The following is a 25,274-nucleotide window of genomic DNA, read 5'->3' as shown; positions in this document are numbered from 1 at the left end:
CCCCCGGGGTTACAACAAAATCAGGTCGAGGAGCGCGAAGACGAACAGCGCGATGCCGACGAACCCGTTCGCGGTGAAGAACGCGCGGTTGACCTTGGAGAGGTCGTTCGGGGTGACCACGATGTGCTGGTACCCGAACGCCACGGCGGTGAGCGCCAGCCCGATCCACCAGAGCCAGCCCAGGTCCACGATCTGCCCGAACCACACGAACAGCGCGAACGTCACGACGTGGGTGACCGTGGAGATGTGCAGCGCGGTGCGCACCCCGAACCGGGCCGGGGTGGAGTGCACGCCGATCCGGCGGTCGACGTCGACGTCCTGGCAGGCGTAGATGATGTCGAAGCCACCGATCCACAGCCCGACCGCGACGCCGAGCAGCCACGCGGGCCCGGAACCGCTGAACGTGCCGGTGATCGCGAGCCACGCCCCGACCGGGGCCACGGCCTGCGCGAGCGCCAGCACGTAGTGCGGGAAGTTCGTGAACCGCTTCGCATACGGGTAGACGACCAGCGGGATGACCGCGAGCGGCGACAGCAGCAGGCAGAGCCAGTTGAGCAGGCCCGCCGCGAGGAACAGCACCACCAGCGACACCGCGGCGCCGGTCCAGGCCGTCCGCACGCTCACCGCACCGGTGACGAGCTCCCGGTTCTGGGTACGCGGGTTCAGCGCGTCGATCCTGCGGTCCAGGATCCGGTTGGCCGCCATGGCGAAGGTACGGCCGGCGACCATCGCGATCGTGACCAGCAGCAGGTCGGCCCAGTGCACGCCGGTGCCCGCGCGGTCCATCGCGACCAGCGCCGACAGGTAGGCGAACGGCAGCGCGAAGACCGAGTGCTCGATGGCCACCAGGCGCAGGAACGCCTTGATCTTGCCGGGTTGTTCGGGCGCGGAGGCCACCGCTGTCATATGCCGTATTCCTTCCAGCGCTTGTCCACCAGGGCGCTCACCTCGGGCGACATGGTCATCTCTTCCGGCCAGCCCCGCGTGTAGCCCTCGGTCGGCAGCTTACGGGTGGCGTCCAGGCCCGCCTTACCGCCCCAGAACTGCTGGTAGGAGGCGTGATCCAGATGGTCCACCGGGCCCTGGGTGACCATCAGGTCGCGGTCGTAGTCGACATTGCCGAACGCCCGGAAGGCGACCTCGTTGTAGTCATGGACGTCGCAGTCCTCGTCGACCACCACGATCAGCTTGGACAGCGACATCAGGTGGGCGCCCCAGATCGCGTTCATGATCTTCTGCGCGTGCTTCGGGTAGCGCTTGCGGATCGACACGATGACGCAGTTGTGGAAGACGCCGGCGGCCGGCATGTCGTAGTCGACGATGTCCGGGATCAGCATCTTGAGCAGCGGCAGGAAGATCCGCTCGGTGGCCTTGCCCAGGCCGTGGTCCTCCTGCGGCGGCTTCGAGGTGACGATCGAGTGGTAGACCGGCTTCTTGCGCATGGTCATGGTCTCGATGTGCAGCACCGGGAACGGCTCGACCGGGGTGTAGAAGCCGGTGTGGTCGCCGAACGGCCCCTCGGGCGCCCGCTCCCCCGGCTCGAGGTACCCCTCCAGCACGATCTGCGCCTCGGCCGGCACCTGCAGCGGCACGGTCAGGCAGTCGACCATCTCGACCCGCTCGCCGCGCAGGAAACCGGCGAACATGTATTCGTCGATGTCGCCGGGCAGCGGTGCACTCGCGGAGTAGCTGACCACCGGGTCACAGCCGATCGCCACGGCCACCGGCAGCCGCTGCCCGAGCCGTTCGGCGACCGCGTGGTGGGCGGTGGAGTCCTTGTGGATCTGCCAGTGCATGCCGAGCGTGTTCTTCGAGTGCTGCTGCAGGCGGTACAACCCGAGGTTGCGCTTGCCGGTCTCGGGGTGCTTGGTGTGGGTCAGCCCGAAGTTGTGGAAGATCCCGCCGTCACCAGGCCACACCTGCAGCCCGGGCAGCAGGTTCAGGTCGACGTCGTCGCCCTTGAGCACGACCTCCTGGCAGGGCGCCGTCTTGACCTTTTTCGGCGGCAGGGACTTCAGCTGGAGCACCTTGCCGAGGCCCTCACGGATCCCGGACCAGCCCACCGGCAGCTCCGGCTTGAGCATGTCACCGATCCGGTCGCCGACCTCGTCGAGCGAATCCACGCCCAGCGCCATCGCCATCCGCTTCTCGGTGCCGAAGAGGTTGACGACGATCGGCATGTCACCACGGGTGGGCCGCTCGAAGAGCAGCGCGGGGCCGCCGGCCCGGACCGTCCGGGTCACGATCTCGCTGATCTCCAGCGTCGGATCGACCGGGACGCGCACCCGGCGCAACTCACCGGCCTTCTCCAGCGCTGAGATGAAGCCCTGCAGGTCGTGGAACGGAGCACCCATGCTCCCAGTCTCCCACCCGCCCCGTGCCGGGGATCACGAGGCCGTTGCACCTGCGGCCGTCACCCGATGATCGAGTCCGGCGTTGAGTCAGCGGTTCAGTTTCGGCAGCGAGGAAGACGAGGTGGACGGCGTGAATTTCCGATCGTTGGCACGATGGGGTGCCCTCGCGGGGTTGATCACGACCGTAGGTCTGGCAGTTCCGGAACCGGTGTTCGCCGCCGCGAAGCTTCCGGCGTGCACGAAGGGCTCGGCCTCGACGAGACCGCCGACGTCCCGGCCCGGCCCGGGCGCGCCGAAAGCCTGCCGGGCGGACGGACCGGTGCACCGATCCACCGGCCGGATGAGCCGGGCGGCCGGCGCCGGTCAGGCCATGAGCGGTTACACCCACCTGGGCGCCGGCACCGGGGGCACCTGGACCGGCGTCAACGGGCGGCTCTCCGTCGTGGACGGCGGGGTCCGGGGCTGGACCTACGACTTCATCGCCAACCGCTTCATGGTCAAACGCGGCCAGGGCAACGGCAACATCGCCTGGCTGGAGGCCGGCTGGGCGGAGACCGGCTGGGCCGGTCAGGGCCGGCAGCACATCTACACGTTCAACACGAACACGATGCAGTGGCAGTTCTACGACCAGTACCAGATCCGGCCGGGTGACAAGCCCTGGATCGACATCCACACCGACGGCAACGACATCTGGCAGGCGTGGCTCTGGTGGAACAACCGCTGGAACCTGCTGACCGCCCAGAAGCTGCCGCTCGGGGCCGGCGCCTACGTCGAGCAGTACCTCGAGGTGTACGCCGACCCGCGCAAGCCCGCCCGGGTGAGCGTGCCCGAGGTCCGCACGAACTACGTCCAGTTGTACGGATCCGACCCCGATCTCGTCCCGTGGGACGAGGACGTGCCCACCGTCACCGGGAGCAACCCCCCGAAAGACGGCTCCGGCCTGTGTCTGGAGTGGGTGGCCCTATGGAACACCTGGAAGGCCGGTAACTGCTAACCCCCGGCGTTCGCGTACGAGTGCAGGCCGGAGAAGAACAGGTTCACGCCGAACAGGTTCATCAGCATCGTCGCGAACCCCAGCAGCGCGATCCAGGTCGCGGTGGTGCGCTTCACGCTCGGGGTGGCCCGGGCGTGCAGGTACGCCGCATAGACGACCCAGGAGATGAAGGCCCAGACCTCCTTGGGGTCCCAGCCCCAGTAACGGCCCCAGGAGGCCTCGGCCCACAGCGGGCCGGCGATCAGCGCGCCGAACATGAACAGCGGGAACGCGAACGCGTGCAGGCGGAACGTCAGCCGCTCCAGCGTCGTCGCGTCGCCGACCCGGGCGCCGAGGGTGTACGGGAACGTGCGCTTGCCCTGGTCGTAGCCGGAGCGGATGAGGAACATGGCGGCCGGGACCGCGCCGATCAGGAAGATGCCGCTGGAGATGATGATCGTCGAGACGTGCACGATGAACCAGTAGGAGTTCAGCGCGGGCACCAGCGGCCCGACCGGCGCGTACGCCACGAGCGCGTCGGCGCCGAGCAGCACCACCAGCGCCAGTGAAGCGAACAGGCCCAGGTGCCGCACGGCCGGCTTGCGGGTGAGCAGACCCAGCCAGACCGCCGAGCCGACCAGCGTCACGGTGAGCGTGAACTCGTACATGTTGCCCCAGGGCATGCGGTCCGCCGCGAGACCCCGGGTGATCACCGTGCCGAGGTGCAGCGCGAACGCCAGCCAGTTGACGCCGACCGCGATGAGTCCGACCAGGACACCACGGTCCCGCTTCGGGGCGACCGGTTCGTCCGTCGCGACGTGGTCGTCATCCGAGACCGGCGCACCCGCTCCCACCAGCTGGCGAGCGGGCCGCTGGGCCGCGCGGCCGATGTGGCTCTTGTCGCCGAACGCGTACTCGGCGGCATAGAGCACCATCGCCGCCAGGTAGGCCAGCACAGTGAAGGCCATCAACTGATCCGACACATCCGCCATCAGGGCGTCCCTCCATCCGGACCGCGAGCGGCCCCCACAACCTGTCCGAACTCGTCACCGAAGCCCGGATAGTCGGTGCGAGGCAGGCCACCGGCCTCCACCAAACTACCGGACCCCTCCCGGGGCGAGATCCGGAACCACATCCTGCGCCGGTGCCCGGACAGCGACAGCATCAGCCCGATCAGCCCGACGACCGCGCCACCCAGCACGTAGATCGAGGAGGGGTCGGAGCGGACCGAGACGGTCACGAACGGCCGGGTGCCGAGGAATTCCACCTTGGTGCCGTCGTCCTGGGTCCACGACTGGCCCGGCTGGAGGCGCTGCGGGCGGTCGCCGCTGACCTTCTTGAGCTCACCGTTGGCGAGCTGGCCCTGGTCGAGCGCGTACACCGAGCCCGGGTTGCCGACCTCGACACCGAGATCGCCGCGGTACGCCGTGAGGAAGAGCACGGGGTCGTTCTCGGCCGGGAACACCGAGGCCGCGCCGCCGTTGGGGTCGACCGTCGGCAGGAACACACCCTCGAACCCGACCTGCAGGTTGACGTCGCGCTTGTTCGTCTTCGGGTCGATGTTGACGTCCGGGAACGACGCGACGCCCTCGCTGGTGAACAGGCCGTCCTTGGGCAGGAACGGGACGACCTTGGTCTGCTGGACGCCGTACCGGTCGGTGTAGCGCAGCTCGACCGCGTAGCCGTGGCCGAGCAGATAGACGTTGGCCTGCGACAACCGCAGCGGGTCGTTGACCGTGAAGTGCTCCGGCCGCCAGGCGCCGTCCTGCGCGGTCTGCAGCTCGACGTCGGCGTCGAAGCTCTTCGGCTGGCCGCTGGGCTGGTAACTCGCCGCGAAATCGGTCAGTCGCAGACAGAAGAACGGCAGGTCGGCGGCGTCGATCCGGGGGCCGAGGGAGGACTCGTCGTACTGCGTGACCGAGTTGCAGAAGCCCTGGTCGGTGCCCTCGACGAGGATCCGGTTGCCGTGCCAGCCGTACCAATGTCCGAAACCCACCCCGACCAGCACCGTGAGCAGGGCGAAGTGGAAGAAGAGGTTGCCGGTCTCCTTCAGGTAGCCCTTCTCCGCGGAGACCGTCCAGCTGCCGTCGCCGTGCTCACGGACCCTGGTCCGGAAACGCTGCGCCCGCAGCGCCTCGGCGGCGGCTTTCGCCGCATCGGCCGGGTCGTCGGCCCGCTCGTGCGGACTCGCATGCTGCGGCAGTCGCTCCAGGCGCCGGGGAGCATCCGGGGGTACGGACTTGAGCGCGCGAAAATGATCCATCAGCCGCGGGAACACGCAGCCCACGAGCGACGTGAACAGCAGCAGGTAGATGGCGGCGAACCACGGTGACGCGTAGACGGCGAACCCACCGATGCGCTCCACCGTCGGCGCCAGATCGGGGTGCGCGGCGTAGTACGCGGTCACCTTCTCCGGCGAGACCGCCCGCTGGGGCAGCACCGAACCGGGGATCGCGGCGATCGCCAGCAGGAACAGCAGCACCAGCGCGGTCCGCATGCTGGTGAGCTGGCGCCAGGAATTGCGCAGCAGCGCCCAGGCCCGGTTGGGGCGGCGGGCCGGCGGCTCGGCGGAGGGCGCGGGGCGTTGCTCGACAGCGGTCACAGCAGGGTCCCGGAGTCGAAGTTGAACGTGGTCAGCAGCCAGATGAGGAAGCTGTTCCAGCCGCCGGTGATCAGTGCGACGCCGACGACGATGAGCAGGCCGCCACCGACCCGGGTGACCCAGCGGCTATTGCGCCGGATCGCCTTGAACACCCCGAGCAGCCGGCGGAAGAACAGGCCGAAGAGCACGAACGGGATGCCGAGCCCGAGGCTGTACGCGAGCGCGAGGACCACCGCGCGGTCGGTCTCGCCGGCCCGGGTGGCCAGGCCGAGCACCGCGCCGAGGGTCGGGCCGACGCAGGGCATCCAGGAGAGCGCGAACAGCGCGCCGAACACCGGTGCCCCGATCAGGCCCGCGTTGGGCAGTTTGTGGATCCGGAACTCGCGCTGCATGCCCGGTACCACCCCGAGGAACGCCAGGCCCAGCCCGATCACCAGGATGCCGAGCACGATGTCGAGGGTGCGCTTGTGGGTCAGCAGCGTCATCCCGATGCCCGCGACCAGCGTCGAGATCAGGGTGAAGACCACTGCGAAGCCGAGCACGAACAGGCTGGTGCCGGCCAGGATGCGGCCCTTGACCCGGGTGCGTTCCAGCACCGCGACACCGCCCGGCGAGGGCTCCCGGGTGTCGTCCAGGTCGGAGCCGGCCAGGCCGGTCACGTACGACAGGTATCCCGGCATCAGCGGCAGCACGCACGGCGACAGGAAGCTGACCAGGCCGGCCAGTGCGGAGACCAGGACGGCCAGCAGCAGGGGACCGCTGCGGGCCACGTCGGCGAAGGAGGCACCCATCAGCCGGTTCCCTCGGCGGCGTACTTCTCCACCAGCGGGCGCAGCTCGGCGACGGTGGTCGAGCGGCGGATCGCGGCGGCGATCCGGCCCTGCCGGTCCAGGATCAGCGTCGCGGGCGTGCTGACCTGGGTCACGTCGAACTTCAGCGCGACGCTGCCGTTCGGGTCGAAAATACTCGGGTACGTCACCCGGCCGACCTCGAAGCGCTTGGCGGCGTCCCGGTCGTCCCGCGAGTTGACCCCGATGAACGTGACGTCACTGGCTTTGGTGGCCTGGTAGGTCTGCTCGAGGTCGTCGGCCTCGGCCCGGCACGGGTTGCACCACGAGCCCCAGAAGTTGACGACGATGACCTTGCCACGGTCGTTCGCCACGTCGTACGTCCCGCCGTCGAGCAGCTCCCCGGTGACCTCGCGGGCCTGGGGGCGCTGCTCGGGCGTGCACTCGATGACGTCGTTCGCGCCGGTCGTGCAGTCCTTCTCCCAGCTTTTGCTGCCGCAACCCGCCGGTGCACCGGCCGCGACCGAGGCGGTGAGCAGAGCTGCCACAAGCCGGCGCGCTCTCATGCTCTGCCAGCCTTGTGCGTGCTGTCGCTGCGCTCGGTGCACTTCATCACGCGCCCTTTGCCGTCCGAGCGGTGGGCGACATAGCCACCAGAGCGGCGGCGGGCTCCGCGTAGTCGAAGCCGACCACCTTGGAACCCTCGAAGTGGAAGGAGGTGAGGCTCGCCAGCCCGCACTGCCGCTTGCGCGGGTCGTGCCAGAGGCGCTTCTTCTCGATGTATCGGCGCAGCGTCCAGATCGGCAGCTGATGTGACACGCAGACCGCCTCGTGACCCTCGGCGGCGACCCGCGCGGCCTGGATCGCGGCGAACATCCGCTGGGCGATCACCAGGTAGGCCTCGCCCCAGCTCGGCGTGATCGGGTCGCGCAGCACCCACCAGTTGCGCGGGTTGCCGAACGCGCCGTCACCGACCGCGACCCGCTTGCCCTCGAAGAAATTCGCGCTCTCGATCAGCCGGACGTCGGTCGCGGTCTCCAGCTTGAACTGCTCGGCGAACGGCTCGGCGGTCTCCTGCGCGCGTTCCAGCGGGCTGGCCACCACGTGGGTGATGTCGCGCCCGGCGAGATGCTCCGACGCGGCCACCGCCATCTGCCGGCCCAGCTGCGACAGGTGGAAGTCGGGCAGCCGGCCGTACAGAATCTTGGCCGGGTTGTGCACCTCGCCGTGCCGCAGCACGTGCACGGTGGTCCTGGTGGGCTCGTCGCTCATGGTCAGCTCCCCGCTGCTGCCGCGGCAGCGGCGGCGGCTGCCGGCAGTGCCGTTCGGATCGTCTCCAAGGCCTCGTCGTCCAGCGCCGTCGACACGAACCACGACTCGAACGCGCTCGGCGGCAGATAGACACCGCGCCGGAGCATCTCGTGGAAGAACGCCTTGAACACGGCCGGGTCCTGCGTCTTCGCCGAGTCGTAGTCCACCACGTCGACGTCGGTGAAGAAGATCGAGAACATGTTCCCGGCGGTCGACAGCCGGTGGGTCACTCCGGCGGCGGCCAGCGCCTCGGAGGCCAGCGAGCTGACCGTGCCCGACAGCTCGTCGAGGCGCTGGTAGGCCGCGTCGTCGGCCAGGCGCAGGCTGGCCAGCCCGGCGGCGCAGGCGAGCGGGTTACCCGAGAGGGTGCCGGCCTGATAGACCGGACCGGACGGGGCCAGGCGGGACATGATCTCCGTGCGACCGCCGAAGGCCGCGGCGGGCAGACCCCCACCCATGACCTTCCCGTACGTGAACAGGTCGGCGTCCACCGGCTCGAGCCCGGCCCAGCCGCCCGCCGACACCCGGAACCCGGTCATGACCTCGTCGACGATGAGCAGCGCGCCGTCGGCGTGGGCGATCTCCGCCAGCCGCCGGTTGAAGCCCTCGCGCGGGGCGACGACCCCCATATTGCCCGCCGCTGCCTCGGTGATGATCGCGGCGATCTCACCCGGCTCCTCGGCGAACACGGCCTCGACCGCGCTGATGTCGTTGTAGGGCAGCACGATGGTCTCACTGGCCGACGCACCGGTGACCCCGGGCGAATCGGGCAGGCCGAGCGTCGCGACCCCGGAGCCGGCCGCGGCGAGCAGCGCGTCGACGTGGCCGTGGTAGCAGCCGGCGAACTTCACGATCTTGGCGCGGCCGGTGTAACCCCGGGCCAGCCGGATCGCGGTCATCGTCGCCTCGGTGCCGGAGCTGACCAGGCGGACCTGCTCGACCGGGGTGCGCCGGACGATCTCCTCGGCCAGGTCGACCTCACCCTCGGTGGGTGTGCCGAAGCTGGTGCCGAGCGCGGCGGCGGCCTGCACCGCGGCGACGATCTCGGGATGCGCGTGGCCGTGGATCATCGGCCCCCACGAGCAGACCAGGTCGACATAGCGTCGCCCGTCGGCGTCGAAGAGCCAGGGTCCGGTGCCGCGAGCCATGAACCGCGGCGTCCCGCCGACGGACTTGAACGCACGCACGGGTGAATTGACCCCGCCGGGCACGATGGCCTGGGCGCGGTCGAACAGGGCCTGGGAGACCGGGGCATCATCCGGATAAGGAATGCCCTCGGCGCGGTATGAGGTGGTCACAGCGACTCCCATTCTGTCAGCGCGGGTCCGCGCACGTCCGATCAGCCCCGCCGGGCGTTGGCTTGGTCACGATCGATGCCCACCCGGGAGCCGCACCGCACCGCGCCCGGCAGGCCGATCCCGGTTGCCCGCGATAGGGTGACGGGGTGGAACGACCGGAGCTGTCCATCACGATGGAGCGCGCTCCCGACGAGGCGATCTTCCGTCTCGCCGGGGAGATCGACGTGCTCACGGTGGCCCGGCTCTCCGCCATGGTCAACGAGATCCTCGCGGAGCCCCCGGCCCGGATCATCCTCGACATGTCCGGCGTGACCTTCTGCGACTCCCAGGGCCTGGGCACCCTGGTGGTGCTCAGTCGGAAGGCCCAGCATGCCCGATCCCTGCTGGCCCTCACCAACGTCGGCGATTTCCTGCTGCGGGTCCTGGACATCACCGGCCTGCGCTCAGCCCTGATGATCTCCTCCACCGCCTGACCCTCCGGTCGGCGTCGACACCGCCGCTGACCCGGCCACCGACGGCCCGGCCGCCGACGGCCCGGCCGCGGATGGCCCGACCGCGGATGACACGGCCAGCAGGGCCGATGCGGCCGTTCGCAGCGCGCCGGCGACCCGTCCGGCCTCTCCCCGCTCCAGGAGCCTGAGGACCGGCCCGCTGGAGAGCGGCGCGAGCAGCAGGTCGGCATGCACGGCGGCATCCAGCCCCGGGCACGCCTCCGCGAGCAGCCCAGCGATGTGCCCGTGCCAGAAGCCATAGACCGGATGCCCGTCCCGATCATCCGATTCTTGGCGGTGGGAATCGGCCGTCGCTTGACCGAGGGCGGCGAGCAGGCCCTTGTTGCGGGCGACCACCTCGACCACCGCATCGAGGAACGCGATCAGCCGCACCGCGGGTTCCGCCCCGGGCCCGAGCGGCGGCGGACCGCTGGTCACCGACGCGCTGAGCGCCATCGCCCGGTCCTGCATGAGCGCGGTCATCAGGCCGGCCCGGGAGCCGAACCGATGAAAGATCGTGCCCTTGCCCACCCCCGCGGCGGCCGCGACCTGGTCCATCGAGATCTGCGCCGGGCGGTGCCGGGTCAGCAGCTCCTCGGTGGCCAGCAGAATCGCGCGTCGGTTGCGCAGGGCGTCGGCACGCGTCACCCGGCCATCCTCCTCTCTGCTAAATTGACCGGCAGTCAACTTAGTCTCCGGGGAGCGGCATCATGCGGCGAGTGCGCTTTTTCGAGTACGGCGACCCGGACGTCCTCACGCTCGAAGAGACCGGCATCCCTTCCCCGGGCCCGGGCGAGGTGCTGATCCGCGCGGAGGCGATCGGGGCGAATTTCGTCGACACCAGGTTCCGTCGTGGACCGTCCAGCGGAGCGATCTTCCGGCGCCCCCTGCCCGGCACCCTCACCGGCGACGTCGTGGGCGTGGTGGACAAACTCGGCGAAGGGGTTGATCCATCCCTGCTGGGCCGCCGGGTGGCCGCCCTCGCCGAGGACGCGTTCGCCGACTTCGCCGTCACGCAAGCGCGGTGGGTCACCGTCGTCCCGGACGACATGGACGCCGTGAGCGCGAGCATGCTGCCGACCGCCGCCCCGGTGGCGTTGCGGGTCCTGCGCACCGGCGGGCTCGGATACGGCGACACCGTGCTGGTCCACTCCGCGGCCGGCACCATCGGCCGGCTCGCGCTGCGACTGGCCAGGATCTCGGGTGCGGGCCTGGTCATCGGCACCGCGAGCACCTCGGAGAAGCTCGCGGCCGCCCGGCGCGAGGGGGCGGACATCGCCGTCGACTACACCGCGCAGGACTGGCCCGATCAGGTACGCGAAGCCGCTCCGGACGGCGTGCACGTGGTCGTCGAGGCGGTCGGCGGGGATGTGCTGCGGCGTAGCGTCGAGCTGCTCCGTCCGTACGGGAAAGCGGTGACCTATGGGGCCGCCTCGGGTGACCTGAGCGACGTGCCGGTGACCAGCCTCTATGCCCTGCGTTTTGTGGCCGGGTTCTCGTTGCTGGCCTGGCGGGCCGCCGCGCCGGACCGGGCCCGGGCCGAGATGGACGAGCTGGCCCGGATGGTCGCGGCCGGCCGGCTCACCGGCGGTGCGGCCACCGAGCTGCCACTGAGCGAAGCGGCCGAGGCGCATCGCCTGCTGGAGAGCAGGTCGCACCTCGGCCGGATCCTGCTCAGGCCCTGATCAGGTGCCCCAGCGGGCCTTCTCCAGCAGCTCCAGGGCCTCGGCGGAGGCCTCGTCGCCGCCCGCGCGCAGGGTGCGGGTGGCCTCGTCGACCAGGTCGGTCAGCCGCTGCCATTGGCTCTCGCGTTCCCGGGCCGCTTCCGCCTGGGCCTTGAGCTGCTGGGTCTTGGTCCAGAGCTCGACGAAGACGGCAACCTTGGCGCGCAGCACCCAGGGGTCGAACGGCTTCGTCAGATAGTCCACCGCACCCACGGCGTAACCCCGCAACGCCAACTGAGCGTCACGGTCCGCGGCGGTGAGGAACAGGATCGGGACGTGCCGGGTCCGCTCGCGGCGCTTGATGTGCCCGGCCGTCTCGAAACCGTCCATGTTCGGCATCTGGGCGTCCAGCAGGATCACCGCGAAGTCGTCGGTGAGCAGCTGTTTCAGGGCTGCCTCGCCGCTCTCCACGGCCACCGCCTGCACGGGGAGACCCTGCAGGATCGCCTCCAGTGCGAGCAGGTTGTCACGCCGGTCATCGACCAGCAGAGCTTTGGCCTTCTCAGCCACGCTCACTCTCCGTTCCCGACCGTTCGGAGGCGTTGACCCAGCGGGCCATGAGCTCGATGAGCTGGTCCAGGTCGACGGGCTTGGTGATGTAGTCACTCGCGCCCGCCGCGAGGGCCGATTCACGGTCACCGGGCATCGCCTTGGCCGTCAGGAACACTACCGGCAGATCCTGGAAGCGCTGATTACGGCGGATCCCCCGGGTCGTCTCGTAGCCGTCCTGGTCCGGCATCATCGCGTCCATCAGCACGATGTCGACCTCGGGGTGCTCGGCCAGCAGGCGCACCCCGTCCACCCCGTTGTCGGAGTACAGCACGTTCAGCCCGTGCATCTCCAGGGCGCTGGTCAGGGCGAACACGTTGCGTACGTCGTCGTCCACGATGAGCACGGTGGCCCCGTCGAGCTGCCGGCCGGCCGCGCTCACCGGGACCGGCTCCGGCTCCGGCGGCGCGCTGAACAGTGGCAGATCCAGCGAGCTCAGCGATGCCGGCCGGGGCGACACCGGCACCTCCACCGCGGGCAGCAGCTGCGGCAGGCCGGGCATGCTCGGCACCGGGACCATGTCCGGCACCGGGACGTCCGGCATGTACAGGGTGAAGGTGGAGCCCTCACCGGGTGCGGACGAGACCACGATCGTGCCGCCGAGCAGCGCCGCGAACTCCCGGCTGATCGACAGGCCCAGGCCGGTGCCACCGTACTTGCGGCTGGTGGTGCCGTCGGCCTGCTGGAACGCCTCGAAGATCAGGCTGAGCTTCTCGTCGGAGATGCCGATGCCGGTGTCGGTGACCGCGAACGCGACCACCTGATCGGCCGCGGACAACGCCGGCATGTCGAAGTAGCTGTCCTCCGGCGCCGGGTAGATGCTCAGCGTCACCGAACCGCTGTCGGTGAACTTGACGGCGTTGGAGAGCAGGTTGCGCAGGATCTGCTGGAGCCGCTGTTCGTCGGTGACGATCGAGTCGGGCAGCTCGGGCGAGACCTCCACCCGGAAGTCGAGGTTCTTCTCGTTCGCCTGCGGCAGGAACGCCTGCTCGACGTAACTGCGCACGCCGTCGAAGTCGACCTGATCGGTGTCCACGTCCATCCGGCCCGCCTCGATCTTGCTGAGGTCGAGGATGTCGTCGATCAGCGACAGGAGGTCGGAACCGGCGCTGTGGATCGTACGGGCGAATTCGATCTGCTTCTCGGTCAGGTTGCGGTCTGAATTGTCCGCGAGCAGGCGGGCGAGCAGCAACAACGAGTTCAGCGGGGTACGCAGCTCGTGGCTCATGTTCGCCAGGAACTCGGTCTTGTAGGCGGAGGCACGGGACAGCTGCTGCGCCTTCTCCTCGAGGCCGAGCCGGGCGAGTTCGATCTCCCGGTTCTTGGTCTCGATGTTGCCCTTCTGCTCGCTGAGCAGCTGGGCCTTGTCCTCCAGCTCAGCGTTCGTGCGCTGCAGCTCCGCCGACTGGTCCTGCATCTCCCGGGCCAGGCGCTGCGACTGCGAGAGCAGTTCTTCGGTACGCCGGTTGGCCTGGATGGTGTTGAGAGCGATCCCGATCGTGGCGACGAGGCGCTCCAGGAACGTCAGGTGCAGCCCGGAGAACGAGGCGACCGACGCGAACTCGATGACGCCGAGCATCTCGCCCTCGAACAGCACCGGCAGCACCACGAGATCGTTCGGTGGCATCGACATCAGGCCCGAGCGCATGGTCAGCACGCCGTCATGGGTCGCCCGCACCCGGATCGTGCGGCGGGAGACCGCGGCCTGCCCGACCAGGCCCTCGCCCGGCCCGAACGTCACCTCGTGGTTGCGGGCGACGTAGCCGTACGACGCGGCCAGCCGCAGCCGCATCACCGCTTCCTCGTTGTCGACCAGGAAGAACGCTCCGAGCTGCGCGTACACCAGCGGCGTCACCTCGGTCATGATCATGCGGCAGACCTCGCCGAGATCCCGCTGGCCCTGCAGCAGACCGCTGATCCGGGCCAGGTTGGAGTCGAGCCAGCCCTGTTCGGCGTTGGCGGTGGTGGTCTCCCGCAGCGCCACGATCATCTGGTTGATGTTGTCCTTGAGCTCCGCGACCTCGCCCTGCGCCTTGACCGCGATGCTCTGCGTCAGGTCGCCCCGGGCCACCGCGGTGGACACCTCGGCGATCGCGCGCAGCTGGGTGGTCAGCGTGGACGCGAGCTGATTGACATTGTCGGTGAGGTCACGCCACGTACCCGAGACGCCCTTGACCTCGGCCTGACCGCCGAGCTTGCCCTCGATGCCGACCTCCCGGCCGACCCGGGTGACCTCGGTGGCGAACGACGACAGCTGGTCCACCATGGTGTTGACGGTGTCCTTGAGCTCCTGGATCTCGCCCCGGGCGTCGACGGTGATCTTCTGCGTCATGTCGCCCTTGGCCACCGCGGTGGTGACCGAGGCGATGTTGCGGACCTGCGCGGTGAGGTTGGACGCCATGTAGTTGACGTTGTCGGTGAGGTCGCGCCAGGTGCCGGCCACGCCACGCACCTGGGCCTGACCACCGAGCTTGCCCTCCGAGCCGACCTCGCGGGCCACCCGGGTCACCTCGTCGGCGAACGACGACAACTGGTCCACCATCGTGTTCACGGTCATCTTCAGTTCGAGGATCTCGCCCTGGGCGTCGACCGTGATCTTCTGCGACAGGTCACCTCGTGCGACCGCGGTGGAGACCTGGGCGATGTTGCGGACCTGCGCGGTCAGGTTGGACGCCATCGAGTTGACGTTGTCGGTCAGGTCACGCCACGTGCCGGCCACGCCACGCACCTGGGCCTGACCGCCGAGCTTGCCCTCGGTGCCGACCTCGCGGGCCACCCGGGTCACCTCGTCGGCGAACGAGGACAGCTGGTCGACCATGGTGTTGACGGTCGACTTCAGCTCCAGGATCTCGCCCCGGGCGTCGACCGTGATCTTCTGCGACAGGTCACCCTTGGCCACCGCCGTGGTGACCGAGGCGATGTTACGGACCTGGCTGGTCAGGTTGGACGCCATGTAGTTGACGTTGTCGGTGAGGTCGCGCCACGTACCCGAAACGCCCTTGACCTGGGCCTGACCGCCGAGCTTGCCCTCCGAGCCGACCTCGCGAGCCACCCGGGTCACCTCGTCGGCGAACGAGGACAGCTGGTCCACCATCGTGTTGACGGTCGACTTCAGCTCCAGGATCTCGCCCCGGGCGTCGACCGTGATCTTCTGCGACAGGTCACCCTTGGCCACCGCCGTGGAGACTGACGCGATGTTACGGACCTGGCTGGTCAGGTTGGCGGCGAGCTGATTCACGTTCTCGGTGAGGTCACGCCACGTACCCGACACGCCTCTGACCTGGGCCTGACCACCCAGCCGGCCCTCGGTGCCGACCTCGCGCGCCACCCGGGTCACCTCGTCGGCGAAGCCGGACAGCTGGTCCACCATCGTGTTGACGGTGTCCTTGAGCTCCAGGATCTCGCCCTGGGCGGCCACCGTGATCTTCTGCGACAGGTCACCCTTGGCGACCGCGGTGGAGACCTGGGCGATGTTGCGGACCTGGCTGGTCAGGTTGGACGCCATGGAGTTCACCGAATCGGTGAGGTCCTTCCAGGTGCCCGCGACATTGGGTACGTCCGCCTGGCCGCCCAGTTTCCCCTCGGTGCCCACCTCGCGGGCCACCCGGGTCACCTGCTCGGCGAACAACCGCAGCGTGTCGGTGAGGCCGTTCATGGTGTCGGCCAGCTCGGCCACCTCACCACGGGCCGAGACGGTGATCTTCTGGGACAGGTCGCCGCGGGCCACCGCGGTCGCCACCTGCGAGATCGACCGCACCTGGTGGGTCAGGTTCGACGCCATGGTGTTGACGGAGTCGGTGAGGTCCTTCCACGTGCCGGCCACCCCGCGGACGTCGGCCTGACCGCCCAGCTCGCCCTCGGTGCCCACCTCGCGGGCCACCCGGGTCACCTCGTCGGCGAACGAGGACAACTGATCCACCATCGTGTTCACCGTGCGGCCGATCCGGAGGAATTCACCCCGCAGGGGTCGTCCGTCCATCTCCAGCGCCATGTGCTGGGAGAGGTCGCCGTCGGCCACCGCCACGATGACCCGGGAGATCTCGGTGGTCGGCCGGGCCAGGTCGTCGATGAGCGAGTTGACCGAGCGGACGCTGTCCGCCCAGGACCCGTCGAGCCCCTCGTCGTCGAGGCGTTCGGTCAGCCGGCCCTCGCGTCCGACGGTGCGACTGATCCGGCGCACGTCGAGGTTCTGCTGTTCCTGCAGCGAGACGACCTCGTTGAACGCGTCGACGAGCTCGCCGAACGTTCCGTTGCGCCGGGCCAGGCGAACCTTGAGATCGCCCTGGCGGACCCGGCGCAGGGCGTCCGCGACCTCGCCGAGCAGGGCGGTCTCGTCAGTCAGACCGACGCCGACCTCGTTGGCCGTAGTCATGCTGTCCTCATTCGCTGTCCGACGGGGCTGGGCGCTCCATCATCCCTCGCCCGGGCGGGTCATTGCGAGATGTGGCTTTGTGCATCGGGCCGTTCCCGGGAGAGGATGCATGCGTGCCGGTCGAGGTGGGACAAGCAGCGGGGGCCCTGACGCGCCGGGTCCGGCTGCCCAATGACAGGCGGACCCCGGCGGCCGCGCGTGCCCTGGTGCGCTCGTTGCTGGAGGAGGCCGGGCTCGAGCCCCTGATCAACGAGGCGCTGCTGCTCACCACCGAGCTGTCGACGAACGCGGTGGTGCACGCCGGCACCGAGCTCGACATCGAGGTCACCGCCGACCAGGCCGGGCTGACGGTCACGGTGACCGACTTCGCCCCGGGCCCGGTCGAGGAGCTCGCGGTCGGCCCGCGCAACGACAAGACCGACATCGGCGAGGTGGCCGAACGCGGTCGCGGACTGCTGCTGGTCGACCACTTCGCCAGCCGCTGGGGCACCGTGCACGAGGGCACCGGCAAGGGGGTGTGGTTCCGTCTGGAGAGCAAGGCGGATGCCCCTCCCGTCGCCGCGCTGCCGGTCGTCGAGGGTGACCCCACCCCCAGCGTCGGGGAGCTGACCGCGCTGCTCGACGTCGACCCGGGTCGCAACACCGACGACGGCCTGGCCGAATTCGCCACCGAACTGCTCGCCCGCCTCGCCCGGCTCACCGGCGCGACCGGCGGCGTGGTGCGGCTCGACCGCGGCGAGGGCTTCGGGCGGCAACTGCTCGCCCGGCACGGCCGCGCCCCCCGCGACGACGCCGCCACGATCCGGGTGCCGCTCTCCGTGCACCGGCCCTACATCGGTGAGCTGGAGCTCGACGCCTCCCCCGAGGGGTACGCGCAGCCGCTCGCCACGATCGTCGCCGAACGGCTCTCGCTGCACCTCGAGAACGACCGGCTCCGGCGCACCGACCTGCGCCGCCAGACCTGGCTGACGTTCCTCGCCGAGGCCAGCGAGCTGCTCGCCCAGAGCCTCGACGTCAACCTCACGATGGCGCTGATCCCCCAGCTGGTGGTGCCCCGCCTCGGCCAGTGGTGCGCCGTGCACACCACCGACGCCTGGGGCCGCCTCCAGCTCGCCGCCGCCACCCACGCCGACGAGGAAGCCGTCACCCAGCTGCACGGCACGCTGTCGGAGACCGGCCCCGACTCGATCCTGTCCCGGCTCGAGGAGGCGTCGCGCCTCGGCCAGCAGGTCATGCTCGGCGCCCCCAGCGACGGTTTCGCGGTCCCCCTGGTCGCCCGCGGCCAGCGGCTCGGCACCCTCGCGGTGGGCCGGCACCTGCGCCACCGCCACGACGCCGACGAGGTCGCGGTCCTGGAGGACGTCGCCCGCCGGGCCGCCCTGGCCATCGACAACGCTCGCATCCACGACGAACGCCGCAAGGTCGCCCGGACCCTGCAGGCGTCGCTGCTGCCCCCGGCCCTGCCGCACGTCGAGGGGGTCGGTTTCGCCGCCGAGTACGTCCCCACCGGCTCCGAGGTGGGCGGCGACTTCTACGACGTCGTCCCCGCCGAGGACGGCTGGATCGTGGTCGTCGGCGACGTGTCCGGCAAGGGCGTCCAGGCGGCGACCGTCACCGGCCTCGTCCGGGACGTGATCCGCATCCTGGTCGACGACCACAAGCCGATGACCGAGATCCTCTGCCGGGTCAACCGCACCCTCGTCCAGCGCGGCGGCGGGCGGTACTGCACCCTGGCCATGGCCTCGGTCATCCGCGACGGCACCGACCTGGCCGTCCGCCTCCACCTGGCCGGCCACGACCGCGCGGTCCTCGTGCGCGCGGACGGCAAGACCTCGTTCGTCGGCGAGGGCGGCACGGCGCTGGGCCTGCTGGAGAGCATCTCCTCCCCGGACGCGGCGGTGACCCTGCACCCCGGCGACTCGCTCATCTTCTACACCGACGGCGTCACCGAACGCCGCCGCGGCCGCGAACTGTTCGGCACCGCCCGCCTGCGCGAGGCGGCGGCCCCGCTCGCGGGCTATCCGGCGGACGTGATGGCGGCCCGCCTGCGCTCCACCACGATCAACTACTCGGTCGAGGAACCCCGCGACGACATCGCGATCCTGGTCCTCCGCAACGACGCCCTCTAGTCCTCGCCACCGCTGAACAGGGTGACGAGCCCGTGGGGCGCGCCGCTGCCGAAGATCATGTCGACGGTCTCCCGGGCGGCGGTCGCCTCGGCCTCGGCGCGGCGGAACATCACCTCCTCGAAGGCGGCGAACGCGGCCTCGATGTCACCGGGATGCGCGGCGATCGCCTGACCGAGCTCGGCACCGTCGAGCATCGCGATGTTGGCACCCTCCCCGCCCGGGACGGTCACGTGTGCGGCGTCGCCGAGCAGGGTCACACCGGGCACGCGGTCCCAGCGGTGCGCGTCGGGGAGCTGATAGATGCTGCGGACCACCGGTGGGCGGTCGCTGTCGGCGATCAGGGAGACGAGCTCGGGCGCCCACCCCTCGAACTCGGCCGCGATGGCACCGGCGTCGGCGAACCATGCGACCGGGCGGCTCAGCACGACGTACGTGTGGATGACGTTTCCCGCTTCCCGGTGGGCGAGGAAGCCCTTGCCCGGGACGAAGGCGTACATCGCGCCGTCGCCGACCGCTTTGGCCGAGGCGGGGTGGCGGTTGTCGACGTCGTGCAGATAGGTGTCGACATAGCTCATGCCGGCGTAGGCCGGCGTCTGGTCCGAGAGCAGCGCCCGCACTCGGGACCAGGTGCCGTCGGCGCCCACGAGGACGTCGGTGGTGACCGTCGAGCCGTCGGCGAAGCTCAGTTCGTGGCGGCCCCGGCCGAGCGCGGTGGCTGACCGGAACTTCCGGCCCCACCGCACGGTGCCGGCCGGCAGTGAATCCAGCAGGATGCGCCGGATGTCGCCGCGCAGGGCCTCGGGATGGGTCATCGAACCGTCGTCGGGCAGTTCGGCGAGCACCGCGCCCCGAGGGTCGAGAACCCGCTGTGATGCCCCGCCCAGATGGATGATCGAGCGGAACTCAGCGGTGAGGCCGGCCATGGCGAGGGCCCGCTGGCCGTTGTGTTCGTGCAGGTCGAGCTGGCCGCCCTGGGTGCGGTCGGCAGCGGAGGTCTCCGCGTCGTAGACGGTGACCGGGATGCCGTGCAGGTGCAGGACCCGGGCGAGGGTGAGCCCACCGAGGCCCGCGCCGATGATGCTGATGACAGTCATGGTGAACCTCCACGAGACGATTGGACCGTTGGTCCATAGCTAGGTTGGACCGCTGGTCCATCTGTGTCAAGATGGTGTCCATGACAGGTCCGGCACCGCGAAGTCCGAGGCGTACCGAGGCGCTCTCCCGGGAGCGCATCGTCGAGGCGACCATCGAGCTCCTCGACACCGCGGGCGAGACCGACCTGACGGTCCGGGCGCTGACCGCCCACCTGTCGACCGGTCGCGGCGCGATCTACCACCACGTCACCAGCAAGGACGACCTGCTGTCCGCGGCCACCGACGGCGTCATCGGCCGGATGCTGACGCAGATCGCCGCAGACGAGGATCCGGAGCGCGCCATCCGCGCGCTCTCGCTCGGCATCTTCAACGTGATCGACGCGCACCCCTGGGCCGGGAGGCAGCTCGCCCGCGAGCCCTGGCAACCCGCCGTCGTCCAGATCTGGAAGGGCGTCGGGGCTCAGCTCACCCGCCTCGGCATCACCGGATCGGCACGGTCCGACGCCGGCTCGGCACTGGTCAACTACGTCCTCGGCGCGGCCGCGCAATATGCGGCGGGCGCCCGCCGCGCCCCCGATGAGGCCGCCCGGCAGGTATACCTGGAGACGATCGCCGCGGAGTGGGCGCCGGACGACCTGGATCCCACCCCGTCCTTCGAACACGACGACCGCGAACAGTTCCTGGCCGGGGTGGACATCTTCCTGGCCGGCATCACCGCCCGCCGATGATCCGGATACCTGACCGATCCGCACCTTTTGTCGGCCAGGTCATGGCATCGTGTTTCTCGTGGCGACGACTCAGTACTACACGGCGTCCAGCATCGACGGCTTCACCGCGGATCTGGACAATTCGCTCGAATGGCTCTTCGAGGTCGACGAGGGCACGGACAATCCGTTCGGCGCCTTCTTCTCGAACGTCGGCGCCTTCGCCATGGGCGCGACGACGTACGAGTGGGTCCTCAAGAACGACAACCTCCTCGAGGAGCCCGAGAACTGGCACGAGATGTACGGCGACGTGCCCTGCTGGGTCTTCACCCACCGGGAGCTGCCGCTGGTCCCGGACGCCAACATCTTCATGGTCAGCGGCGACGTCCGCCGGGTCCACCAGGCGATGACGGTCGCCGCCCAGGGCCGCAACGTGTGGCTCGCCGGCGGTGGCGACCTGGTGGCCGAGTTCGCCGACGCGGGCCTGCTGGACGAGATCATCCTGGCCATGGCGCCGGTGACGCTGGGCGCGGGCACTCCGCTGCTGCCCCGGTACCTCGCCTCGCACCAGCTCGCCCTGACCCACGTCGCCCAGATGGGCCAGTTCGCATATCTCACGTACGCGGTCGGCAACCTGGCAAACCTGGGCCGTCACCTGGCCGCGGACGCCCTGAGCCGCACCACCCCGACCGCCGCTTTCTCCTGAACGGGCCCGGCCGAACCTAGGCGAGCCGATAGACGGAGACGTGCGACCGGGATTCCCCGGTGAACTCGCTCCCGGACCAGTCCGCGTGCCTGGACTCGAGGAAGAAGCCGGCCAGCTGGGCCATCAGGTCCAGTTCGGACGGCCAGATGTAGCGGTGCGGCGAGCGGAACAGCCGCGCCTGCGTGCCGCCTTCGGGGTCGAAGCGGAAGTGGTGCGACACCACCCGCTGGTTGAGCGTGTCGTACGTGTCGAGGCCGAGGTAACCCGACTCGATGGCGAAGATCTCGGCCTTGTGGGCCGGCACCCACAGCTCGATCACGAACCGGCCGCCGGGGCCGAGGTGCCGGGCCGCGTTGCGGAAGCAGGCCACCTGTTCAGCCTGGGTGAGCAGGTTGGAGATCGTGTTGAAGACCAGGTAGACCAGCGAGAACCGCCCGTCGGCCACCGTGCTCGCCATGTCGCCCCTGAGCACCGGGATCGTCGCCTCGTCGACCTTGGTCCGCAGTTGATCGATCATCGGCTGGGAGAGCTCGATCCCGGTGACCCGCACCCCGCGTTCGGTCAGCGGCACCGCCACCCGCCCGGTGCCGATGGCGAACTCGAGGGCTTCCCCGTCGCCGGCCAGCGCGGCCAGCCGGCCGGCCGTGGCGTCGAGCAGGTCCGGCGCGAACATCCCGGTGCCCGGGGTGTCATACGCCTGCGCCGCGTCGGTGTCCCAGATCTGGCTCATCCCGCCACCCTCGCCGGGAAATACGTCGCCGTCGATCGAGTTTCAGAACAGGTCGCGAGGCTGGGCCATGTCGATCTCCGCGCTGATCGCGGGCGGGGCGGCGACCGCCACGCACCGGCCGTCGCGGGCCAGCAGCACGCCGCGGACCGCGTCCAGGATGCCCTCCACCCGGCGGGCGGTGAGCGTGCCCGGCAGCATGGCGTGCAGGGCACCACGACCCGCCGAGCCCCGGATCGGCACCGGGATACCGGTCGCGTCGGCCAGGGCGTACACCGCCGCCTGGAGCTCCCCGACCGGCACGGTCAGCCGCAGCCCGATGTCGCCGTCCTCGAACGGGTAGCGCCCCCACCAGCGCGGCGCGGTCGATGCGACCGCCGAGCCGTCGCCCAGCGCGACGGCCAGGTCCTTGGCGCGCTGGGCGACGCCGGCCGGATCGCCCTCGACGAGGACGGCGAGCGTGCCGGGCTGCCGCGGCCCGGCCGGGGTGGGCAGGTCGACCTCGACGGCGCTCGGCTCCGCGGTGGCGGCGAGCCGGATCCGCTCGGGGATCTCGCGGGACGCGACCACCGGCACGGTCACCCAGCGCCGGGCGGCCGGCAGCGGCCGGACCCGGACCGTCGCCGACAGCAGGACCCCGTCGATCTCCCCGATGCCGGGACGGCCGTTCTCCCCGTCGGACTCCTCCTGGACGCCGGCCCGGGTCACATAGCTGACGCTCGCGACCTGGGCCGCGGGGGTGCCGAAGCGATGCCGCAGCGGACCCGACTCGTTCAGGGCGAGCATGCCGCCGAGCGTGGCCGTGACCGACGGTGGATCGACCGCCAGCCGCAGTCCTCGCAGCGCCAGCGCCGCCTGCACCGACCGGATCGACGTGCCGGCCCCGATCTCCACCGCCCCCGTGGCGGTGGAGGGCGAGTGCCAGATGCCGTCGAGCCGGCCGGTGTCGAGCAGCAGGTCCACGCCCGGAGGTGGTTTGCCCCAGTCGATTTTGGACCCGGAACCGCGCGGGACGACGCCCAGACCACGCTGCGCGGCGAGCCGCATGGTGGCCACCACGGCGCTCGTCGTCGCCGGGACGGCCACGAAACTCGCGTGATTTCCGGCGACCGCGTCGGCGCTGGTGGCCGGGCGGGCGAAGTCGGGACCACAGATGTCCACGAGGGCCCGGAAGAGCGGCTCACGGGCAGGAAGTCCCGGTCGTATCGGGCCCATGACCCCTCCCCCCGCGGTATGCGTTCGTCCACTCTGCACATCGTACACATGTTCGAATGAAGCGGGGAGACCCGACCGGCGTACGACGCCGCACCGGCCCCGGCCGACCGGTAACGTGGTGAAGCGTGACGACTGACATCCCCACCACACCGCCCGCGGTGCGCCAGGTGCCGTCCGAGCGCACCTTCCACGGCGACACCGTCACGGATGAGTTCGCCTGGCTCGCCGACAAGGAGAGCCCCGAGACCGTCGCCTATCTCGACGCGGAGAACGCGTGGACCAAGAAGGCGACCGAGCACCTGGACGGCCTGCAGAAGACGATCTTCGAGGAGATCAAGGGCCGCACCCAGGAGACCGATCTCTCGGTGCCGCAGCGCAAGGGCGCCTTCTGGTATTACACGCGCACGGTCGAGGGCAAGCAATACGGCATCCAGTGCCGGGTCGCGGCCGCACCGGACGACGTGAACCCGCCGGCCACCGGCGACGGCGCCCCGCTGCCCGGCGAGGAGGTGCTGCTCGACGGCAACGAGCTGGCCGAGGGCAAGGACTTCCTCGCGCTCGGCACGTTCGACGTGACGCCGGACGGCAACCGCCTGGCCTACTCGGTGGACTTCGACGGCGACGAACGCTTCGTCCTCAAGGTCAAGGACCTGGTCACCGGCGAGACGCTGGCCGACGAGGTGCCGGACACGTTCTACGGCAGCGCCTGGTCGGCGGACGGCTCGACGCTGTTCTACATCACCGTCGACGCGGCGTGGCGGCCCTACCGGGTGTCGCGGCACACCGTCGGGCAGGACGCGGCCGACGACGTGGTGGTCTTCGAGGAGCCGGACGAGCGCTTCTGGGTGGGTGTCGAGCTCACCCGCAGCGAGAAGTTCATCGTCATCGAGGCCGGCAGCAAGGTCACCTCGGAGGTACGCGTCATCGCGGCCGATCAGCCGACCGCCGAGCCGGCCGTGATCCGCGAGCGCGTGCAGGGCGTCGAGTATTCGATCGACCACCACGGTCACCGCTTCCTGGTGCTGCACAACGAGAACGCCGAGGACTTCGCTCTCGCGTACACCTCGGCGGACGCCCCGGGCGACTGGGTGGAGCTGATCCCGCACACCCCCGGCACCCGCCTGGAGTCCGTCGACGCGTTCCAGCGGCACATCGTGGTCTCGTTGCGCCGCGACGGCCTGACCGGGCTGCGGGTGCTCGCCGACGGCAGCACCGACAGCTACGACATGGCGTTCGACGAGCCGCTCTACAGCGTCGGGCTCGGCAACAACCCCGAGTACGACACCAATCTCGTCCGCATCAGCTACACGTCGATGATCACCCCTGACTCGGTGTACGACGTGGACCTGATCACCCGCGGCATGGAGCTGCGCAAGCGCAAGCCGGTGCTGGGCGGTTACGACCCGCAGGAGTACGAGCAGTTCCGGGAGTGGGCGCACGCGGACGACGGCACCCAGGTGCCGATCTCGATCGTGGCGCGCAAGGATGTCCCCCGGGACGGTTCGGCGCCGCTGCTGCTGTACGGCTACGGCTCGTACGAGATCAGCATGGATCCGTATTTCTCGGTCGCCCGGCTGTCGCTGCTGGACCGCGGCATGGTCTACGCGATTGCGCACGTCCGTGGCGGTGGTGAGATGGGCCGCCGCTGGTACGAGGACGGCAAGATGCTGACCAAGCGCAACACGTTCACCGACTTCATCGCGGCCGCGCGCACCCTGGCCCGGTCGTCCTGGACCAGCGCTGACAAGATCGTGGCGCGTGGCGGTTCCGCGGGTGGCCTGCTGATGGGCGCGGTCGCCAACCTCGCTCCGGACGCGTTCGCCGGCATCGTCGCCCAGGTGCCGTTCGTGGACCCGCTGACCTCGATCCTCGACCCGGAGCTGCCGCTGACGGTCACCGAGTGGGAGGAGTGGGGCAACCCGCTGGAGAGCGCGGACGTCTACGCGTACATGAAGTCGTACAGCCCGTACGAGAACGTCACCAAGCAGAACTACCCCGCGATCCTGGCCGTGACCAGCATCAACGACACCCGGGTGCTGTATCACGAGCCGGCCAAGTGGGTCGCGCGGCTGCGGTCCACGGCGCCCGAGGGGTCGTACCTTCTCAAGATCGAGATGGGTGCCGGCCACGGTGGGCCGAGCGGGCGCTACGACGCCTGGAAGGAAGAGGCGTTCGTGCTCGCCTGGACCCTGGACACGGTCGGCCTGGCCTGACCTTCGGAAGGGGGCCCGGCGGCC

General features: G+C 70.1%; 21 protein-coding genes. 7 read left to right on the top strand and 14 right to left on the bottom strand.

Annotated features, from left to right (window positions below; genetic code table 11):
• Positions 1-9: 9 nt before the first annotated feature.
• Complete coding sequence (gene mqnP, locus ACIA6A_RS21775) at positions 10-906, bottom strand: menaquinone biosynthesis prenyltransferase MqnP (protein ID WP_396099600.1); 897 nt, start codon at positions 904-906, stop codon at positions 10-12.
• Positions 903-2,354: a menaquinone biosynthesis decarboxylase gene (locus ACIA6A_RS21770; RefSeq protein ID WP_396099599.1), complete on the bottom strand. Its 1,452-nt coding sequence runs from the start codon at positions 2,352-2,354 to the stop codon at positions 903-905. The genes mqnP and ACIA6A_RS21770 overlap by 4 nt, the downstream gene beginning before the upstream one ends.
• Before the next feature lie 319 nt (positions 2,355-2,673).
• On the opposite strand from ACIA6A_RS21770, the gene ACIA6A_RS21765 reads away from it, so the two are divergent.
• Positions 2,674-3,348, top strand: coding sequence for a hypothetical protein (locus ACIA6A_RS21765; protein ID WP_396099598.1), 675 nt, complete (start codon positions 2,674-2,676; stop codon positions 3,346-3,348).
• Here the strand turns inward: ACIA6A_RS21765 and ccsB are convergent.
• From ccsB to hemL, 6 genes are read right to left on the bottom strand one after another with little or no spacing between them, the layout of a single operon-like run.
• The gene (gene ccsB, locus ACIA6A_RS21760; RefSeq protein ID WP_396099597.1) at positions 3,345-4,319 is read right to left on the bottom strand and encodes a c-type cytochrome biogenesis protein CcsB; all 975 of its coding nucleotides are present in this window, start codon (positions 4,317-4,319) and stop codon (positions 3,345-3,347) included. The genes ACIA6A_RS21765 and ccsB overlap by 4 nt on opposite strands.
• Positions 4,319-5,929: a cytochrome c biogenesis protein ResB gene (locus ACIA6A_RS21755; protein WP_396099596.1), complete on the bottom strand. Its 1,611-nt coding sequence runs from the start codon at positions 5,927-5,929 to the stop codon at positions 4,319-4,321. The genes ccsB and ACIA6A_RS21755 overlap by 1 nt, the downstream gene beginning before the upstream one ends.
• Positions 5,926-6,720, bottom strand: a complete 795-nt coding sequence (locus ACIA6A_RS21750) for a cytochrome c biogenesis CcdA family protein (protein WP_396099595.1) — start codon at positions 6,718-6,720, stop codon at positions 5,926-5,928. Before ACIA6A_RS21750 ends, ACIA6A_RS21755 begins: the two co-directional genes overlap by 4 nt.
• Positions 6,720-7,283, bottom strand: a complete 564-nt coding sequence (locus ACIA6A_RS21745; RefSeq protein ID WP_396099594.1) for a TlpA family protein disulfide reductase — start codon at positions 7,281-7,283, stop codon at positions 6,720-6,722. Before ACIA6A_RS21745 ends, ACIA6A_RS21750 begins: the two co-directional genes overlap by 1 nt.
• A 46-nt stretch (positions 7,284-7,329) precedes the next feature.
• On the bottom strand, positions 7,330-7,989 hold the full coding sequence (locus ACIA6A_RS21740) for a histidine phosphatase family protein (RefSeq protein ID WP_396099593.1): 660 nt from the start codon (positions 7,987-7,989) through the stop codon (positions 7,330-7,332).
• 2 nt (positions 7,990-7,991) lie between these two features.
• Positions 7,992-9,338, bottom strand: a complete 1,347-nt coding sequence (hemL, locus tag ACIA6A_RS21735; RefSeq protein ID WP_396099592.1) for a glutamate-1-semialdehyde 2,1-aminomutase — start codon at positions 9,336-9,338, stop codon at positions 7,992-7,994.
• 134 nt (positions 9,339-9,472) lie between these two features.
• Here hemL and ACIA6A_RS21730 point away from each other — a divergent pair, with 134 nt between their 5' ends.
• Positions 9,473-9,799 (top strand): STAS domain-containing protein, encoded by a 327-nt coding sequence (locus ACIA6A_RS21730; RefSeq protein ID WP_396099591.1) that lies wholly within the window; start codon positions 9,473-9,475, stop codon positions 9,797-9,799.
• Here the strand turns inward: ACIA6A_RS21730 and ACIA6A_RS21725 are convergent.
• Positions 9,770-10,465 carry a TetR/AcrR family transcriptional regulator gene (locus tag ACIA6A_RS21725; RefSeq protein WP_396099590.1) on the bottom strand — a complete coding sequence of 232 codons (696 nt, stop codon included), beginning with the start codon at positions 10,463-10,465 and terminating at the stop codon, positions 9,770-9,772. The two genes, ACIA6A_RS21730 and ACIA6A_RS21725, sit on opposite strands and share 30 nt — an antisense overlap.
• Positions 10,466-10,527: 62 nt before the next feature.
• Between ACIA6A_RS21725 and ACIA6A_RS21720 the strand changes: the two genes are divergently transcribed.
• Positions 10,528-11,502 (top strand): zinc-binding alcohol dehydrogenase family protein, encoded by a 975-nt coding sequence (locus ACIA6A_RS21720; RefSeq protein ID WP_396099589.1) that lies wholly within the window; start codon positions 10,528-10,530, stop codon positions 11,500-11,502.
• Here ACIA6A_RS21720 and ACIA6A_RS21715 read toward each other — a convergent pair whose 3' ends face one another.
• Both ACIA6A_RS21715 and ACIA6A_RS21710 read right to left on the bottom strand, forming a co-directional pair.
• Positions 11,503-12,051 (bottom strand): two-component system response regulator, encoded by a 549-nt coding sequence (locus tag ACIA6A_RS21715; RefSeq protein WP_396099588.1) that lies wholly within the window; start codon positions 12,049-12,051, stop codon positions 11,503-11,505.
• Positions 12,044-16,462: a HAMP domain-containing protein gene (locus ACIA6A_RS21710; protein ID WP_396099587.1), complete on the bottom strand. Its 4,419-nt coding sequence runs from the start codon at positions 16,460-16,462 to the stop codon at positions 12,044-12,046. The genes ACIA6A_RS21715 and ACIA6A_RS21710 overlap by 8 nt, the downstream gene beginning before the upstream one ends.
• 113 nt (positions 16,463-16,575) lie before the next feature.
• Between ACIA6A_RS21710 and ACIA6A_RS21705 the strand changes: the two genes are divergently transcribed.
• On the top strand, positions 16,576-18,591 hold the full coding sequence (locus tag ACIA6A_RS21705; RefSeq protein ID WP_396099586.1) for a SpoIIE family protein phosphatase: 2,016 nt from the start codon (positions 16,576-16,578) through the stop codon (positions 18,589-18,591).
• Here ACIA6A_RS21705 and ACIA6A_RS21700 read toward each other — a convergent pair.
• Positions 18,588-19,685, bottom strand: a complete 1,098-nt coding sequence (locus ACIA6A_RS21700) for an FAD-dependent oxidoreductase (protein WP_396099585.1) — start codon at positions 19,683-19,685, stop codon at positions 18,588-18,590. The genes ACIA6A_RS21705 and ACIA6A_RS21700 overlap by 4 nt on opposite strands.
• 80 nt (positions 19,686-19,765) lie before the next feature.
• Between ACIA6A_RS21700 and ACIA6A_RS21695 the strand changes: the two genes are divergently transcribed.
• Both ACIA6A_RS21695 and ACIA6A_RS21690 read left to right on the top strand, forming a co-directional pair.
• Positions 19,766-20,413, top strand: coding sequence for a TetR/AcrR family transcriptional regulator (locus tag ACIA6A_RS21695; protein WP_396099584.1), 648 nt, complete (start codon positions 19,766-19,768; stop codon positions 20,411-20,413).
• A gap of 58 nt (positions 20,414-20,471) precedes the next feature.
• Entirely contained in the window at positions 20,472-21,095 is a 624-nt protein-coding gene (locus ACIA6A_RS21690; RefSeq protein WP_396099583.1) for a dihydrofolate reductase family protein, read from the top strand.
• Positions 21,096-21,111: 16 nt separating this feature from the next.
• On the opposite strand, the gene ACIA6A_RS21685 is transcribed toward ACIA6A_RS21690, so the two are convergent.
• Complete coding sequence (locus ACIA6A_RS21685; RefSeq protein WP_396099582.1) at positions 21,112-21,825, bottom strand: class I SAM-dependent methyltransferase; 714 nt, start codon at positions 21,823-21,825, stop codon at positions 21,112-21,114.
• Positions 21,826-21,867: 42 nt separating this feature from the next.
• On the bottom strand, positions 21,868-23,037 hold the full coding sequence (locus tag ACIA6A_RS21680; RefSeq protein WP_396099580.1) for an FAD-binding oxidoreductase: 1,170 nt from the start codon (positions 23,035-23,037) through the stop codon (positions 21,868-21,870).
• 125 nt (positions 23,038-23,162) lie between these two features.
• Between ACIA6A_RS21680 and ACIA6A_RS21675 the strand changes: the two genes are divergently transcribed.
• Positions 23,163-25,250, top strand: coding sequence for a S9 family peptidase (locus ACIA6A_RS21675; RefSeq protein WP_396099579.1), 2,088 nt, complete (start codon positions 23,163-23,165; stop codon positions 25,248-25,250).
• Positions 25,251-25,274 lie beyond the last annotated feature (24 nt).

It is taken from the genome of Actinoplanes sp. NPDC051494 (assembly GCF_044454705.1).
In the GTDB taxonomy this organism is placed as follows: domain Bacteria; phylum Actinomycetota; class Actinomycetes; order Mycobacteriales; family Micromonosporaceae; genus Actinoplanes.
This window is presented reverse-complemented; position numbering and strand designations above follow the sequence as displayed.